Raw genomic sequence first — 16,508 nt, 5'->3', positions numbered from 1 at the left:
TTAGGTGGGAGATCCACTGCTCATAAAAGCCCAATTGGTTTGGGTTAATAATCAGTGGGGATGAAGAACCCCCCCACTAATTAAAGTTTCACTTTATTTAGTATATAAAAAGGAGGCTTCTAACAAGAAGCCTCCTTTTTAATTAACTTTCTTCCCACTCTTCCTCATCAACCATAAGAAATAAGGTGCTCCAAGTACAGCGACGACAAGACCAGAAGGAATTTCTTTCGGATATGCAATTGTTCGGCCGAGTAAGTCAGCAATGGAAAGAAGAATTGCTCCAAACAGTGCTGAGCAAACGAATAGTCTTTGATGGTTCATACCAACAACAATTCTTGCTAAGTGAGGTGCGACAAGGCCTAAAAAGGCAATTGTACCGACAGCAGCGATATTTACTGACGCAAGTAGTGTCGCTAGCACAATTAGAGCAAGACGTGTTTTATTTACTGGTTGCCCAAGTCCAGTTGCTAAATCGTCTCCCAGTACGAGAACGTCAAGTTGTTTTATTAAGAAAAAGATAATGAATACAAGAATTAGAGATGGATATAGAATGATATTTTCTAAGTGATTCCACCCTCTTGCATACGTACTGCCAGATAACCATGTTAAAGCAGCGGCAACATTCAAATTGGCTCTAACGATAAAGATTTGAATAATTGCTGAGCCAAGCGCAGAAATACCAATCCCTATTAAAGCGAGAGCTGTTGGACTAAATCCTGATTTCCAAGAGAAGAAGAGGACAATTCCAACTGCAAGTAGTCCGCCAATAAATGCACCAATTGGTAGGAAGAAACCAGGAAGTGCAGGAAAGACATACATAATCGTTAAAGCACCGACACCAGCTCCCGATGAAATACCAATAATAGAAGGATCGGCAAGTGGGTTTCGTAATATACTTTGGAAAACAAGCCCACTTATTGCAAGGCATGCGCCAGCAATAGCAGCAACGAGCATTCTTGGTAAACGAAGATTCATCATCATATTTTTGTCAAATTGTGTTAATTGACCTGATATAACATTAGTAATGCTTTCGATATAAGCGTTACTACCGATTGTAACACCAAGAGCAATCGTCACAATACAAAGTGTGATAGATATAATGATTACCTTTTTATAAGAGTAATAGCGGGAACTAGCTCCAGCTGCATTCGCACCGTTATCATTCATATATTGTTTCGACTTCATCATTCGATACACTAAGTAAATAAGCCAAGGAGATCCAATCATTGCTGTGACTGCCCCAACAGGAAGTTCTGCACCGGTTGAATCTATTAATCTACCGACAACATCTGCTCCAAGCAATAATACTGCCCCCCATAAGAAAGAAGAGAGAAGAAGAGTAAAGTGTTGACGGTATCCGATAAGGCGCATTAAATGAGGTGCAACTAAGCCGACAAAGCCAATTGGTCCAACAACAGTAACAATTACTGCTGTTAAAAAGATTGCAGCAATGAAGGCGATAAGACGTGTTACTGCTGTTTTTTCACCAAGAGAAATAGCAACATCATCACCAAGTAAGAGAATGTTGAGTTTACGAGACATAAATAGTAAAACTAGGAAAGAAATAATGATAAATGGAAAAGCAAATTGAACGCCATCCCAGTTATTTTGAATAAGAGAGCCAGCTCCCCATAAAAATAAACCAGCTGTTTCATTTTCATAGAAAAGCTGCATCGTTCCGGTAAAGGCAGAGAGCATTAATGTAACGACCATACCAGCTAATGCCATTCTAAGTGGGGTTCCCTTTTTTCCACCAGAAATACGGTATACAAATAAAGCAGTAATAGCACCGCCGATAAATGTGAACAGAAGAGAATTAATTTGTAAACCTTTCGGTAAGAAAATTGTAGCCGCTACTAGAAAGAAATATGCGCCAGAGTGAATACCCATTGTACTGGATTCAGCAAGTGGATTTTTCGTTAACGTTTGTAAAATAACCCCTGATGCAGCAAGAGCGCCTCCAGCTAAAATGGCAATTACAGCTCTAGGTAATCGAAGCATGATTAAAGTTTGATGTTCTAGCGATTGGTTCGGTGAGATAAGAGCATCAATAATCATACTATAGGAAATGTTTGCTTGACCTTGTCCGATATGAATAAAGAAAAGGAGGAGCAAGAGAGCTGCTCCTCCTCCGAATACAAGACTTGCTCGAAGTGTATGTTGTAAGCTATTCATTGTGTAATCACTTCTTCGCTGTCATTACATCTGCTACTTGTGTTGCTAAAGATGTTGCAGACTCAGGACCACCGAAAATCCAAGTGTCGCCTTTTAATTTATACATTTTGTTTTCTTTTTTGAACTTTAATTCTTCCCAAGCAGGGTTGCCTTTTAGTTGCGTGTCAAAAATGTTATCTTCATCCGCTACAATGTAAATGAAGTTTGAATCTTGTACACTTTGTAATGATTCTACAGTTGTTTGTTTGAAACCATCTGGCTCAGATTTTCCTGCTTCAAAAGTATTTGTTAAACCTAATTTTTTTGTAACTTGTAAAGCTAAAGAATTGTCAGTTAAGATACGGAATGTTGGTACGTTTTTAGCAGTAAATGCTTGTGCCATTGCGATGTTTTTATCTTTTAAGTCTGCTTTCTCAATTTTTGCTTTTGCATCAGCGAATGCTTTATCCATATCAGCTAATACTTTTTTACCTTCTTCTTCTTTTCCAACTGCTTTTGCAATTTGTTTAAATGTTTCTGTCATTTCAGCAAAGTGATCGTTATTACTTGTTGATGGATCAAACATAACTGTTGGTGCAATTTGCTCTAATTCATTTTTAATTGCTTTACCACGGAATGAAGCTGTAATAATTAAGTCTGGCTTTAAACGGCTAATTTCTTCTAAGTTTGGTTGTTGACGTGTCCCTACATCTACAACATCTTTACTCGGTTTTGTTTTTGTATTTACCCATTTATTATAATTCTTAATGTCTGCCATCCCTACTGGCTGAACACCAAGTGTTAATAAGTCTTCTGAATATACCCACTCAAGTACAACTACTTTTTTCGCTGGTTTATTTAACTTCGTTTCCCCTTCAGCGTGTTTAATTGTTATAGCTTGATTTTTATTGTCCGCTTTTGTTTCTTTTTTCTCCTCTTTTTGCTGTCCGCATCCAACAGCGAATAGAAGAACTACTATGAAAATACTGAGAATTTTCTTCATCTTCTGCCCCCAAATTAAGTGTTTTTTGTAACTAGTACCATAAGTGAAAATGGTTATCAATTACAACACCCAAATCATACTATGAGGGTATTTTAAGTGTCAATATATTTTTAAAATTTTGACGAAAAATAACGAATTATACGGATTTTTATATATTATAGTCGCTATTTATGAAGAATAAGCCTCTTTACTAAAAATATTGGCGAATGTGGAAAGTTTAAATGGGAAAGTGGCTGTGTACGATAGTGTAATGTGTATTGTTAATAGTCTGTGGAGATAAGGCGAAAGTACAAGCAAAAGGAGAGTGAATCGCATGTAATAATTACTAGAATGTATGGAGGAAATCTGTGTTTCATCCCCGACTAGGCAAAGTATTTCTTTGTTATTTAGATAGGTGTTTTTTAAGTCGGTGATTGCGCTAAAAAGATCGAATGTAAAGGAAGTGATCAACATGTCTTCATGGAGCAATAACGTAAATGGATATTGTGGGTGTAATAATCAAAATGGTGTACATGTTGATTCATGCTGTTTTAGTTGCGATGGGACAGTTCCTAAGGTTGGTCCAACCGGTCCGACGGGGGCAACAGGAGCAACAGGTGGCACAGGCCCAACGGGAGCAACAGGAGCAACAGGTGGCACAGGCCCAATGGGGGCGACAGGAGTAACAGGCGACACAGGTCCAACGGGAGCGACAGGAATAACAGGAGCAACAGGCCCAACGGGAGCGACAGGAATAACAGGGGCAACGGGTCCAACAGGAGCGACAGGAATAACAGGGGCAACAGGCCCAACGGGGGCGACAGGAATAACAGGGGCAACGGGTCCAACAGGCCCAACAGGAGCGACAGGTTCAACCGGGGCAACGGGAGCGACGGGTTCAACAGGTCCAACGGGAGCGACAGGTTCAACAGGTCCGACGGGAGCGACAGGAATAACAGGAGCAACGGGTCCGACGGGAGCAACAGGGGCAACGGGAGCAACGGGTTCAACAGGAGTGACAGGCCCAACGGGAGCAACAGGCTCAACAGGTCCAACGGGAACGACGGGTTCAACCGGTCCGACAGGAGCAACAGGAGCAACAGGAGCGACGGGCTCAACGGGTTCAACCGGGGCTACAGGTACAAGTATCACGGCGACATATGCATTTGCAAATAATACGTCAGGAACAGCGATATCGGTAGTTCTTGGTGGAACGAATGTCCCGCTTCCAAATAATCAAAACATCGGTCCAGGAATTACTGTTTCTGGTGGAAACACAGTATTTACGGTTGCAAATGCTGGTAATTATTATATTTCATATACAATTAATATAACGGCTTCATTATTAGTCAGTTCACGGATTACAATTAATGGAGGGGCACTTGCTGGGACAATAAATTCTCCTGCGGTAGCAACCACATCATTTAGTGCAACAATTATTACAACTCTTGCAGCAGGAGATGCTATTAGCTTACAATTATTTGGTTTGTTAGCTGTCGCAACATTATCAACAACTACCCCAGGAGCGGTATTAACAATTATAAGATTAAGTTAATGACAAACTCTCTTACTCTTTTAAGATTAAGAGAGTTTCTACATATAATAAGAAGTTAATGAAGTAAAGCATAGTCATATAAAAGTCAGAATATTATGATTGTAACGCTATGGTGACTATAATATAATGAAAATAACCATCATGAATGAACATTCATTTATTTTTTATGTATTTGAAGGGGGAATGAAGGTGGAAAAACCATGGTTGAAAAGTTATCCAGAGGAAATTCCGAGTACGGTTTCTTATGATATTCAGCCGCTTCATAGATATGTAGAACAGATGGATTCTCGCTACCCAGAAAAGAAAGCGCTTCACTTTTTAGGGAAGGATATTACGTTTTCGGACTTCCATGATAAGGTGAAGCGGTTTGCAAATTATCTTCAAAAGCTCGGTGTGGAAAAGGGTGATCGAGTTGCTATTATGTTGCCGAATTGTCCGCAAGCTGTAATTGGTTATTACGGTACATTACTTGCGGGAGGTATCGTAGTACAAACCAATCCACTGTATACAGAAAGGGAATTAGAATATCAGCTTCATGACTCGGGAGCAAAAGTAATTCTTTGTCTCGATTTAGTGTTTCCAAGAGTAACGAATGTTCAATCTGCTACAAAAATTGAGCATATTATCGTAACTCGTATTGCAGACTTTTTACCATTCCCTAAAAATCTATTGTATCCATTTGTGCAGAAAAAACAGTCGAATTTAGTTGTGAAAGTATCAGAGAGTGAAACGATTCATCTTTGGAATTCAGTAGAAAAAGAAGTGAATACGAATGTTGAGGTGCCTTGTGATCCTGAAAATGATCTAGCTCTTTTACAGTACACAGGAGGAACAACCGGATTTCCGAAAGGAGTTATGTTAACGCATAAAAACCTCGTCTCTAACACGTTAATGGGAGTTCAATGGTTATATAATTGCAAAGAAGGAGAAGAAGTCGTTCTTGGGGTTCTTCCATTTTTCCATGTTTATGGTATGACAGCTGTTATGAATTTAAGTATTATGCAAGGATACAAAATGGTCCTTATTCCAAAGTTTGATATGAAAATGGTTTTTGAAGCGATTAAGAAGCATAAAGTGACATTGTTTCCAGGGGCACCAACTATTTATATCGCTCTTTTAAATAGTCCGCTTTTAAAAGAATACGATATTTCTTCTATTCGTGCTTGTATTAGTGGATCAGCACCACTGCCAGTAGAAGTACAGGAAAAGTTCGAAAAAGTTACAGGTGGTAAACTAGTAGAGGGATATGGTTTAACAGAATCCTCTCCGGTTACACATAGTAATTTTTTATGGGAAAAGCGAGTGCCAGGTAGCATCGGAGTTCCGTGGCCAGATACAGAAGCAATCATTATGTCGCTTGAAACTGGTGAGGCATTACCGCCAGGAGAAATAGGTGAAATTGTAGTGAAAGGCCCTCAAATTATGAAAGGATATTGGAATAAGCCAGAGGAAACAGCGGCTGTATTGCAAGATGGCTGGCTCCATACAGGTGATGTTGGCTACATGGATGAAGATGGATTCTTCTATGTAAAAGATCGCAAGAAAGATATGATTGTTGCGAGTGGATTTAATGTGTATCCTCGTGAAGTTGAAGAAGTATTATATGAGCATGAAAAAGTGCAAGAAGTAGTGACAATTGGAGTTCCAGATCCGTACCGAGGAGAGACGGTTAAAGCATTTGTTGTGTTAAAAGAAGGTACGGAGTGCTCTGAGGAAGAATTAAATCAGTTTGCACGTAAATATTTAGCGGCTTATAAAGTGCCGAAAGTATATGAGTTTAGAGATGAATTGCCAAAAACGACAGTAGGGAAAATTTTACGCCGTGTTCTAATAGATGAAGAGAAGAGAAAGAATGAGGATGAGCAAACGGGCTAAGGCCCTTTCTTTTTGAAAAAATAGGATTGACACTTTTCTAAATAGTCAGTATTATAAGAATATGAATGACTATTCATTCAGTCATCTTCTTGAAGGGGACAGTAAAGTGAAGAAAAATAGACCGAAATACAATCAAATTATTGATGCGGCAGTCATTGTGATTGCGGAGAATGGGTACCACCAAGCGCAAGTTTCTAAAATCGCAAAGCAAGCTGGGGTAGCTGATGGCACGATTTATTTATATTTTAAAAATAAAGAAGATATATTAATATCCTTATTCCAAGAGAAGATGGGAGAATTTGTCGAAACAATTCGTCAAAAAACAGCAGGAATTGAAAGCGCTGTATCGAAGTTATTCATGTTGGTAGAAACGCACTTCTTGCTGTTGTCGCAAAATGATCCGCTTGCTATCGTTACGCAATTAGAGCTAAGGCAGTCCAATCAAGACTTGCGCCTTAAAATAAATGAAGTATTAAAAGGCTACTTACAAGTTATGGATGAGATTTTAGAGACTGGTATAAAACAAGGTGAATTTCAAGCAGATTTAAATGTTCGCGTGGCAAGACAAATGATCTTTGGAACAGTAGATGAAGTTGTGACCAATTGGGTAATGAGCGATCATAAGTATGATCTGGTCGCACTTTCAAAAACGGTACACGGGCTACTTATTGCAGCTTGTGGTTATCGTCAATAATGGGAGGGATCATGTTGAAATTCCTATCTGTAAGAGTTGAAGATCATATCGCGGTGGCGACGTTAAATCACGCACCAGCGAATGCGATGTCTTCACAAGTTATGCATGACGTTACTGAATTAATTGATCAAGTGGAAAAGGATGATAACATTCGTGTTGTTGTTATTCACGGTGAAGGACGTTTCTTCTCAGCAGGAGCAGATATTAAAGAATTTACATCTGTTACTGAAGCGAAGCAAGCAACAGAATTAGCACAGCTTGGACAAGTTACGTTTGAGCGTGTTGAAAAATGTTCAAAACCAGTTATTGCGGCAATTCATGGAGCGGCACTGGGCGGCGGCCTTGAGTTTGCTATGTCTTGCCACATGCGCTTTGCAACTGAAAGTGCAAAACTTGGTTTACCTGAATTAACACTTGGATTAATTCCTGGCTTTGCAGGTACACAGCGCTTACCACGTTATGTTGGGAAAGCGAAAGCTTGTGAAATGATGTTAACAAGTACACCAATTACTGGTGCAGAAGCATTAAAGTGGGGACTTGTTAACGGATTGTTCTCTGAAGAATCTCTTTTAGATGATACGCTTAAAGTTGCAAAACAAATTGCTGGAAAAAGTCCAGCAACAACTCGTGCTGTACTAGAGTTATTGCAAACGACAAAATCGTCTCATTACTATGAAGGTGTACAACGTGAATCACAAATTTTTGGTGAAGTATTTACGAGTGAAGATGGAAGAGAAGGTGTAGCCGCATTTTTAGAAAAGCGTAAACCTTCATTTAGTGGCAGGTAGTTCAATTATTTTTTTAATATAAATTAACAGAAAATTAAAATTGATAGAATCTTTCTGAAAAACAAGGGGGTAAATGGAATGAACATCTACGTACTCATGAAACGAACATTTGATACAGAAGAAAAAATCGTAATTAAAAACGGTGCAATTTACGATGGCGAAGCGGAATTCATCATCAACCCTTACGATGAATATGCAATTGAAGAAGCAATTCAAGTAAGAGACGCACAAGGTGGAGAAGTTACAGTTGTAACAGTCGGTGGCGAAGATAGTGAGAAAGAACTTCGTACTGCATTAGCAATGGGCTGTGATAAAGCGGTATTAATTAATATTGAAGATGATGTAGAAAATGGTGACCAGTTCACGACAGCAAAAGTGCTTGCTGAATATTTAAAAGATAAAGATGCAGATTTAATTTTAGGCGGAAACGTTGCAATTGATGGTGCATCTGGACAAGTAGGACCACGCGTAGCTGAAGCGTTAAATATTCCGTATGTAACGACAATTACAAAACTTGAAATTGACGGTACAAATGTGAAGATTGAGCGTGATGTTGAAGGTGATACAGAAGTGATTGCAACTTCATTACCAGTTTTAGTAACAGCACAGCAAGGTTTAAATGAACCGCGTTATCCATCGCTTCCAGGTATTATGAAAGCGAAGAAAAAGCCGCTAGAAGAATTAGAATTAGATGATTTAGATTTAGAAGAAGATGATGTGGAAGCAAAGACAAAAACAATTGAAATCTATTTGCCTCCTCAGAAAGATGCAGGAAAAGTGTTACAAGGCGAGCTGCAAGATCAAGTAAAAGAACTTGTATCGTTGCTCCATACAGAAGCGAAAGTAATCTAATAAAATACGAAATTATATATGCAGGAGGGAAAATCTATGGCTCGTAAAGTATTAGTAATGGGTGAAGTTCGTGATGGATCGCTACGTAACGTTTCTTTTGAAGCGGTAGCAGCAGCAAAAACAATTGCAGAAGGCGGTGAAGTAGTAGGTCTTCTAATTGGAGACAGCGTTGCCTCTTTTGCAAATGAATTGATTCATTACGGTGCAGATCGCGTTGTGACAGTTGAAAATGATAAATTAAAATCATATACATCTGATGGTTATGCACAAGCGTTTTTAGCTGTACATGCTGAAGAAAATCCAGAAGGTATCGTTTTTGGACATACAGCACTTGGTAAAGATTTATCACCAAAATTAGCAGCGAAGCTTGAAGCTGGTTTAGTTTCTGACGTAACTGCTTTAGAGGTTGAAGGTGGAAATGTTATCTTCACTCGTCCAATTTACTCTGGTAAAGCATTCGAGAAGAAGATTGTAACAGACGGCATCTTATTTGCGACAGTGCGTCCAAATAATATTGCAACTCTGGAAAAAGATGAGTCTCGCAGCGGTGACGTATCTTCTATTACAGTTGATGTGAAAGATTTACGTACAATCATTCAAGATGTTGTCCGTAAAACAGCAGAAGGTGTGGATCTTTCTGAAGCAAAAGTTATTATCGCTGGCGGACGTGGTGTGAAGAGTGAAGAAGGCTTTAAGCCATTAAAAGAGTTAGCAGACGTACTAGGCGGTGCTGTTGGGGCATCTCGTGGTGCTTGTGACGCTGAATACTGTGATTACTCATTACAAATTGGTCAAACTGGTAAAGTTGTTACGCCAGACTTATACATTGCATGTGGTATTTCTGGTGCGATTCAGCATTTAGCAGGTATGTCTAACTCAAAAATAATCGTTGCGATTAATAAAGATCCAGAAGCAAGTATCTTTAAAGTAGCTGACTATGGTATTGTCGGTGACTTATTCGAAGTTGTACCTCTTTTAACAGAAGAGTTTAAAAAGTTAAAAGTACATTCATGATTTAAGTACCCTTGAGTTCCAAGTGAAGTACCCCTATATATAGAAAAAGGTGAGAGATCCCCTGTCTCTCATCTTTTTAGTATTTAATCCGTATTTTTATATAGTATAAAGGAACATTTTTTTGTTACAATACATAACGATACATATTATTCGCCACGTATATAAGTTAATGATATACTCTTGGTAGAATATACTTGAAGGAGGAAATAAAATGGCAATTGTAAACGCAAATGACCAAAGCTTCGCAGCAGAAACTAGCGAAGGTGTTGTATTATTAGATTTCTGGGCACCTTGGTGTGGACCTTGTAAAATGATCGCTCCTGTATTAGAGGAAATTGATGCAGAACTAGGCGAAAAAGTAAAAGTAGTAAAAGTAGACGTTGATGAAAACCAAGAAACTGCTCGTCAATTCGAAGTAATGAGCATTCCAGCTCTTTTCGTATTAAAAGACGGTAAAGTAGTTGATCAAGCGTTAGGTTACAAACCGAAAGAAGCGTTAGTAGAATTAGTTTCTAAACACTTCTAAAATAAAAAAAGCTACCATTTGGTAGCTTTTTTTATTTTCTTTTTTACAGTCTTTCCGTTACAATAAAAGAACGTATGTTGGGTGTTTGGGCATAGTATGTTTTCAAGGGAAAATAAAAATGCTAAGTATGTAGAAATGGAGGGAGACGAGTGCACGAACATTTGAAAGAGAAGTTGGCTATTTTACCAGATCAACCTGGTTGTTATTTGATGAAAGATAAGCAAGGAACGGTTATATATGTCGGAAAGGCAAAAGTGCTTAAAAATCGTGTGCGCTCGTACTTTACTGGTTCACATGATGGGAAAACACTGCGGCTTGTAGGAGAAATTGTTGATTTTGAATATATTGTAACCTCTTCGAATTTAGAAGCACTTATTTTAGAGTTAAATCTAATTAAAAAATATGATCCGAAATATAATATTCAATTAAAAGATGATAAAACATATCCTTTTATTAAAATTACGGCGGAGAAGCAACCGCGCTTACTCATTACTCGAAACGTAAAAAAGGATAAAGGGAAATATTTTGGTCCTTATCCAAATGCACAATCTGCTCATGAAACGAAAAAACTGCTAGATCGTATGTATCCACTTCGGAAATGCACGAATATGCCAGATAAAGTTTGTTTGTATTATCATATGGGTCAATGTTTAGCGCCTTGTGTGAAAGAAGTGACGGAAGAACAAAATAAAGAAATTGTAGATGAAATTATTAAGTTTTTAAATGGTGGACATAAAGAAGTTCGTTCAGAACTAGAAATAAAAATGTATGAGGCCTCAGAGAAACTAGAGTTTGAACGTGCAAAAGAGTTGCGTGATCAAATTGCTCATATTGATGCGATTATGGAAAAACAAAAGATGATTATGAGTGACTTAGTAGATCGTGATGTGTTTGGATATGCAGTGGATAAAGGATGGATGTGTGTTCAAGTTTTCTTCGTTCGAAAAGGAAAGCTAATTGAACGTGATGTTTCTATGTTTCCAATTTACGATGAACCAGAAGAGGGTTTTTTAACGTTTATCGGCCAATTTTATGAAAACAGTAGTCATTTTAAGCCGAAGGAAATTGTCGTTCCAGGAAGTATAGACTCGGAATTAGTAGAGCGCTTTTTAGAAGTGGAAGCGACGCAGCCGAAACGTGGTAAGAAAAAAGACCTTGTAGAATTGGCAAATAAAAATGCGAAGATTGCTCTTGAAGAGAAGTTTTACTTAATTGAACGTGATGAAGAACGAACGATTAAAGCGGTAGATCATTTAGGGAAGCAGCTTGGGATTGAAACGCCGTATCGTATTGAAGCGTTTGATAACTCAAATATTCAAGGAACAAATCCCGTTTCTGCAATGATTGCTTTTATCGATGGGAAACCGGCGAAGAAAGAGTATCGAAAATATAAAATTAAAACGGTTCAAGGGCCAGATGATTATGAGTCTATGAGGGAAGTTGTGAGGCGCCGTTATACAAGGGCGCTTAAAGAAAATTCACCTTTACCTGATTTGATTATTATTGATGGAGGAAAAGGCCATCTAGCGGCTGCAAGTGATATTTTAGAGAATGAGCTCGGATTATATATTCCGATGGCAGGTCTTGTAAAAGATGATAAACATAAAACCTCCCATTTAATTATTGGGGATCCACCGGAACCTGTGATGCTTGAGAGAAATAGCCAAGAATTTTATTTATTGCAGCGTATTCAAGATGAGGTGCATCGATTTGCGATTACATTCCATCGTCAATTACATGGGAAATCTGTCATTCAATCAGCATTGGATGATATTCCAGGAATCGGTGATAAACGGAAAAAGGTATTGTTAAAACATTTTGGTTCATTAAAGAAGATGAAAGAAGCTTCTATAGAGGAATTTGTCGAAGCGGGTATGCCGAAAAATGTCGCGGAGACGATTTATACGTATTTAACAGATAAGAAGACGTTGTAGTTTACAACGTCTTCTGTTTTTTGGTATAATTTCTGAAGATTTAAAATAAACTCATCTGAATGAAAATACAAAAAAGTCAACTAAACTGATATGTCTAGTTGACTGTAGGTAATGCTTACACTTCAATGAGATCTTTTATATCCCATTTTACAAGAAATGTAATAGAGTCAGAACGTTTTTTCTTTTCTTCGTATGACTCTGCAACGACGTTCCGTTGCTTTTGGATTTGTTCAGCGATGAATCCGGCTTCTAGTTGATAAGAAGAATGTCGTTTTTGTTTTTGACGTTCTGCGATGAGTGTGCCTTTAAGTTGGAACTGCATTTCACGACGCTTATGTTCAACAATGCTTAAAGTGCCCCAGCCAGCCTTTTCAAAGAACTGAATGACTTCTTCAATTGTTTCTAGCGGATATTTTCTTGCAAGGTTTCTACCAGACCAGTATAAAATACCATCTAAATCGTTGCCGATTAAATCAGGTAGTAATTCTTCACGTAGCAATTCATAAGCGAAGGCGTTCAATGAAACATCTTCTAAAGATGTTGTATCGATTGTATTTTTACTCACAATATTCCCCTCTTTCTATAGGGATTATTATATAACATTTCACATTTATAAAAACAGATTTTTCTTTAGGAAAATCTGAATATATAAGAAGAAAAAAAGAATTGGCAAATTATATGCAAATTATGTATACGTTTTCTTGACGCTTCGACAAAAATAGGAGTAAAATGAACTTGGTATCAAATTATGCTGAAATATTTCGAATAATTTTTTCAGTTTTTCTTATGCCAATAGTGAAAAAACATTATTGTCATAAACTAATCTGAAAACAGCAGTCAAACATTCAAGGGGGGTAATGGGGACATGAAAGGCCGCGAGTATACGTTTCGTAAGTGGCACTCATTAATGGGGGTCATCCCGGTTGGTGTCTTTTTGACGCAACATTTAATTGTAAACAACTTTGCAACACGAGGAGCAGAGGCTTTTAACAAAGCTGCAGGCTTTATGGAGCTCCTTCCATTCCGGTATGCGCTAGAAATTTTCATCATCTTTTTACCGATACTGTACCATGCTATATATGGCTTATATATTGCATTTACAGCTAAGAACAATGCGGTTTCTTACGGTTATTTCCGTAACTGGATGTTCGTCTTCCAAAGAATTTCAGGTATCGTTACGCTGATCTTCATTTCTTGGCACGTCTGGGAAACTCGTATTCAAGCAATGTTAGGTAAAGAGGTAAACTATGATATGATGGCAGATATTTTAAACAATCCAGCTATGTTTGCATTCTACTTAGTTGGTGTTGTTTCAACAATTTTCCACTTTGCAAATGGACTATGGACATTCTGCATCAGCTGGGGAATTACAGTATCTCCACGTTCACAAAGAATCTCTACTTATGTAACATTAGCTATTTTCTTAGGTTTATCTTATGTAGGTGTGAGTGCATTATTAGCGTTCATCGATCCACAGCTAGCAAACCAGTAAGGAGTGGGAGAGCATGAAAGGGAAACTTATAGTAGTCGGCGGTGGCTTGGCTGGCTTAATGGCAACGATTAAAGCGGCAGAAGCAGGAGTAAATGTTGAACTGTTTTCTTTAGTACCAGTAAAACGTTCACATTCTGTATGTGCTCAGGGCGGAATTAACGGTGCCGTAAATACGAAAGGTGAAGGGGATTCTCCATGGATCCACTTTGACGATACAATTTATGGTGGGGACTTCTTAGCGAACCAACCACCAGTTAAAGCAATGTGTGAAGCAGCACCTGGTATCATTCATTTAATGGACCGTATGGGTGTTATGTTCAACCGTACGGAAGAAGGACTTCTTGATTTCCGTCGATTTGGTGGAACGCAACATCACCGTACAGCATTTGCTGGTGCAACAACTGGACAGCAATTACTTTACGCATTAGATGAGCAAGTACGTCGTCACGAAGTAGCAGGACTTGTAACGAAATATGAAGGTTGGGATTTCTTACGAGCTGTTGTTGATGATGAAGGTGTGTGCCGAGGAATCGTTGCACAAGACTTACAAACTATGGAGATTAGAAGTTTCGGAGCAGATGCCGTGATTATGGCAACAGGGGGCCCTGGTATCATTTTCGGAAAATCAACAAACTCCATTATCAATACAGGTACAGCAGCTTCTGCTGTATATCAACAAGGCGCATATTATGCAAACGGTGAGTTCATTCAAATTCACCCAACGGCAATTCCTGGAGACGATAAATTACGTCTTATGAGTGAATCTGCACGTGGTGAAGGTGGACGTGTTTGGACATATAAAGATGGTAAACCATGGTACTTCTTAGAAGAAAAATATCCGGCTTACGGAAACCTTGTACCTCGTGACATCGCAACGCGTGAAATCTTTGATGTTTGCGTAGAGCAAAAACTAGGTATTAACGGTGAAAACATGGTGTACTTAGATCTTTCTCATAAAGATCCAAAAGAACTAGATATTAAACTAGGTGGAATTATTGAAATCTATGAGAAATTTACAGGGGATGATCCTCGTAAACTACCGATGAAAATCTTCCCAGCTGTTCACTATTCAATGGGCGGACTATGGGTTGATTATAAACAGATGACAAACATTCCAGGTTTATTTGCAGCAGGTGAGTGTGATTATTCTATGCACGGTGGTAACCGTCTTGGTGCGAACTCACTATTATCAGCAATTTATGGTGGTATGGTAGCAGGACCAAACGCAATTGAGTATATGAAAGGTCTTTCTAAATCATCTGATGCTGTTTCATCTACTGTATATGAGCAAAATGAATTAATCGAAACAGAGAAATTTAACAATATTTTAACGATGGATGGTAACGAAAATGCGTATGTTCTTCATAAAGAGCTTGGAGAATGGATGACAGATAACGTTACAGTAGTTCGTGAAAATAAAAAATTATTAGAAACAGATGCGAAAATTGAAGAATTAATGGCTCGTTACAAACGTATTAACATTAACGATACAGCAAGATGGAGTAACCAAGGTGCTTCATTTACACGCCAACTTGCAAATATGTTTGAGTTAGCACGTGTTATTACAATTGGCGCATATAACCGTAATGAGAGCCGTGGGGCGCATTACAAACCTGAATTCCCAAATCGTGATGATGCAAACTTCTTAAAAACTACGATGGCAAAATTTGAGGGAGAAGGAAATGCACCAGCATTCCATTACGAGGACGTTGATATTTCGTTAATTAAACCGCGTAAACGTGATTATTCTTCAAAACACGATGTAGCTGCTAAGGGTGAAGAGAAGGGGGATAAACAACATGTCTGAGAAAACAATCCGCCTCATCATTACGAGACAAGACGGGCCAGATGCGCAAGCGTTTGACCAAGAGTTTGAAATTCCATATCGTCCGAATATGAATATTATCTCAGCACTTATGGAAATCCGTCGTAATCCTGTTGATTCAAAAGGGAACCAAACAACTCCGATTGCCTGGGATATGAACTGCTTAGAGGAAGTATGTGGTGCATGTTCGATGGTGATTAACGGAAAACCACGTCAATCATGTACGGCACTTATCGATCAATTAGAGCAACCAATTCGCTTAAAACCGATGAAGACATTCCCGGTTGTACGTGACTTACAAGTTGATCGTAGTCGCATGTTTAATGCTCTAAAACGCGTTAAAGCGTGGATTCCAATTGATGGTACGTATGACCTAGGTCCAGGACCAAGAATGCCTGAGAAAAAGCGTCAATGGGCTTATGAGCTTTCAAAATGTATGACATGTGGTGTTTGCTTAGAATCATGTCCAAACGTAAACAGTAAGTCTGACTTTATTGGACCAGCACCGTTATCACAAGCTCGCTTATTCAACTCACATCCAACGGGTGAAATGCATAAAGCAGATCGCTTACGTGCAATTATGGGAGATGGAGGACTAGCAAACTGTGGTAACTCTCAAAACTGTGTGCAATCATGTCCGAAGGGTATTCCTTTAACAACTTCAATTGCGGCATTAAACCGTGATACAACAATTCAATCGTTCAAAGATTTCTTTGGTAGCGATAATAACTATTAATAAATATTGCCTCTTCATATCGAAGAGGCAATATTTATAACTTTATTTTTCTGTTTATTCTGTTTATTTCAAGGTGAAAAG

The 16,508-nt window shown here is 38.5% G+C and carries 14 protein-coding genes; 11 read left to right on the top strand and 3 right to left on the bottom strand.

Annotated elements, in window-relative coordinates:
• Positions 1-138: 138 nt before the first annotated feature.
• A complete protein-coding gene (gene fhuB, locus GD442_RS22220) occupies positions 139-2,175 on the bottom strand; it encodes a Fe(3+)-hydroxamate ABC transporter permease FhuB (RefSeq protein ID WP_001087092.1) in 2,037 nt (678 codons plus the stop codon).
• 7 nt (positions 2,176-2,182) lie between these two features.
• Complete coding sequence (locus tag GD442_RS22215; RefSeq protein WP_000722825.1) at positions 2,183-3,157, bottom strand: ABC transporter substrate-binding protein; 975 nt, start codon at positions 3,155-3,157, stop codon at positions 2,183-2,185.
• 451 nt (positions 3,158-3,608) lie between these two features.
• On the opposite strand from GD442_RS22215, the gene GD442_RS22210 reads away from it, so the two are divergent.
• From GD442_RS22210 to uvrC, 8 genes are all read left to right on the top strand, one after another.
• Positions 3,609-4,691 carry a BclA C-terminal domain-containing protein gene (locus GD442_RS22210; protein WP_140348567.1) on the top strand — a complete coding sequence of 361 codons (1,083 nt, stop codon included), beginning with the start codon at positions 3,609-3,611 and terminating at the stop codon, positions 4,689-4,691.
• 189 nt (positions 4,692-4,880) lie between these two features.
• Positions 4,881-6,566, top strand: coding sequence for a long-chain-fatty-acid--CoA ligase (locus tag GD442_RS22205; RefSeq protein WP_140348565.1), 1,686 nt, complete (start codon positions 4,881-4,883; stop codon positions 6,564-6,566).
• Positions 6,567-6,672: 106 nt separating this feature from the next.
• Complete coding sequence (locus tag GD442_RS22200) at positions 6,673-7,260, top strand: fatty acid metabolism transcriptional regulator FadR (RefSeq protein ID WP_000742223.1); 588 nt, start codon at positions 6,673-6,675, stop codon at positions 7,258-7,260.
• Positions 7,261-7,271: 11 nt separating this feature from the next.
• Entirely contained in the window at positions 7,272-8,048 is a 777-nt protein-coding gene (locus GD442_RS22195; protein WP_000911292.1) for an enoyl-CoA hydratase, read from the top strand.
• 78 nt (positions 8,049-8,126) lie between these two features.
• A complete protein-coding gene (etfB, locus tag GD442_RS22190) occupies positions 8,127-8,900 on the top strand; it encodes an electron transfer flavoprotein subunit beta (protein ID WP_001029029.1) in 774 nt (257 codons plus the stop codon).
• 36 nt (positions 8,901-8,936) lie between these two features.
• Positions 8,937-9,914: an electron transfer flavoprotein subunit alpha gene (etfA, locus tag GD442_RS22185; RefSeq protein ID WP_000101945.1), complete on the top strand. Its 978-nt coding sequence runs from the start codon at positions 8,937-8,939 to the stop codon at positions 9,912-9,914.
• A gap of 211 nt (positions 9,915-10,125) precedes the next feature.
• Entirely contained in the window at positions 10,126-10,440 is a 315-nt protein-coding gene (gene trxA / locus GD442_RS22180; protein ID WP_001018943.1) for a thioredoxin, read from the top strand.
• A gap of 149 nt (positions 10,441-10,589) precedes the next feature.
• Positions 10,590-12,374 carry an excinuclease ABC subunit C gene (uvrC, locus tag GD442_RS22175; RefSeq protein ID WP_000544296.1) on the top strand — a complete coding sequence of 595 codons (1,785 nt, stop codon included), beginning with the start codon at positions 10,590-10,592 and terminating at the stop codon, positions 12,372-12,374.
• 115 nt (positions 12,375-12,489) lie between these two features.
• Here the strand turns inward: uvrC and GD442_RS22170 are convergent, their stop codons facing one another.
• The gene (locus tag GD442_RS22170) at positions 12,490-12,939 is read right to left on the bottom strand and encodes a YslB family protein (protein ID WP_000042226.1); all 450 of its coding nucleotides are present in this window, start codon (positions 12,937-12,939) and stop codon (positions 12,490-12,492) included.
• Between the two features lie 300 nt (positions 12,940-13,239).
• Between GD442_RS22170 and sdhC the strand changes: the two genes are divergently transcribed.
• From sdhC to sdhB, 3 genes are read left to right on the top strand one after another with little or no spacing between them, the layout of a single operon-like run.
• Positions 13,240-13,866, top strand: a complete 627-nt coding sequence (sdhC, locus tag GD442_RS22165) for a succinate dehydrogenase cytochrome B558 (RefSeq protein WP_000678354.1) — start codon at positions 13,240-13,242, stop codon at positions 13,864-13,866.
• Positions 13,867-13,879: 13 nt separating this feature from the next.
• A complete protein-coding gene (sdhA, locus tag GD442_RS22160; RefSeq protein ID WP_000676750.1) occupies positions 13,880-15,673 on the top strand; it encodes a succinate dehydrogenase flavoprotein subunit in 1,794 nt (597 codons plus the stop codon).
• Positions 15,666-16,427: a succinate dehydrogenase iron-sulfur subunit gene (sdhB, locus tag GD442_RS22155; protein ID WP_001291827.1), complete on the top strand. Its 762-nt coding sequence runs from the start codon at positions 15,666-15,668 to the stop codon at positions 16,425-16,427. The genes sdhA and sdhB overlap by 8 nt, the downstream gene beginning before the upstream one ends.
• Positions 16,428-16,508: the final 81 nt, after the last annotated feature.

The sequence above is a fragment of the Bacillus sp. A260 genome (genome assembly GCF_009861435.1).
Classification (GTDB): Bacteria; Bacillota; Bacilli; order Bacillales; family Bacillaceae_G; genus Bacillus_A; species Bacillus_A cereus.
The sequence above is the reverse complement of the archived record's forward strand: the minus strand, read 5'-3'. Positions and strand labels throughout refer to the sequence as shown.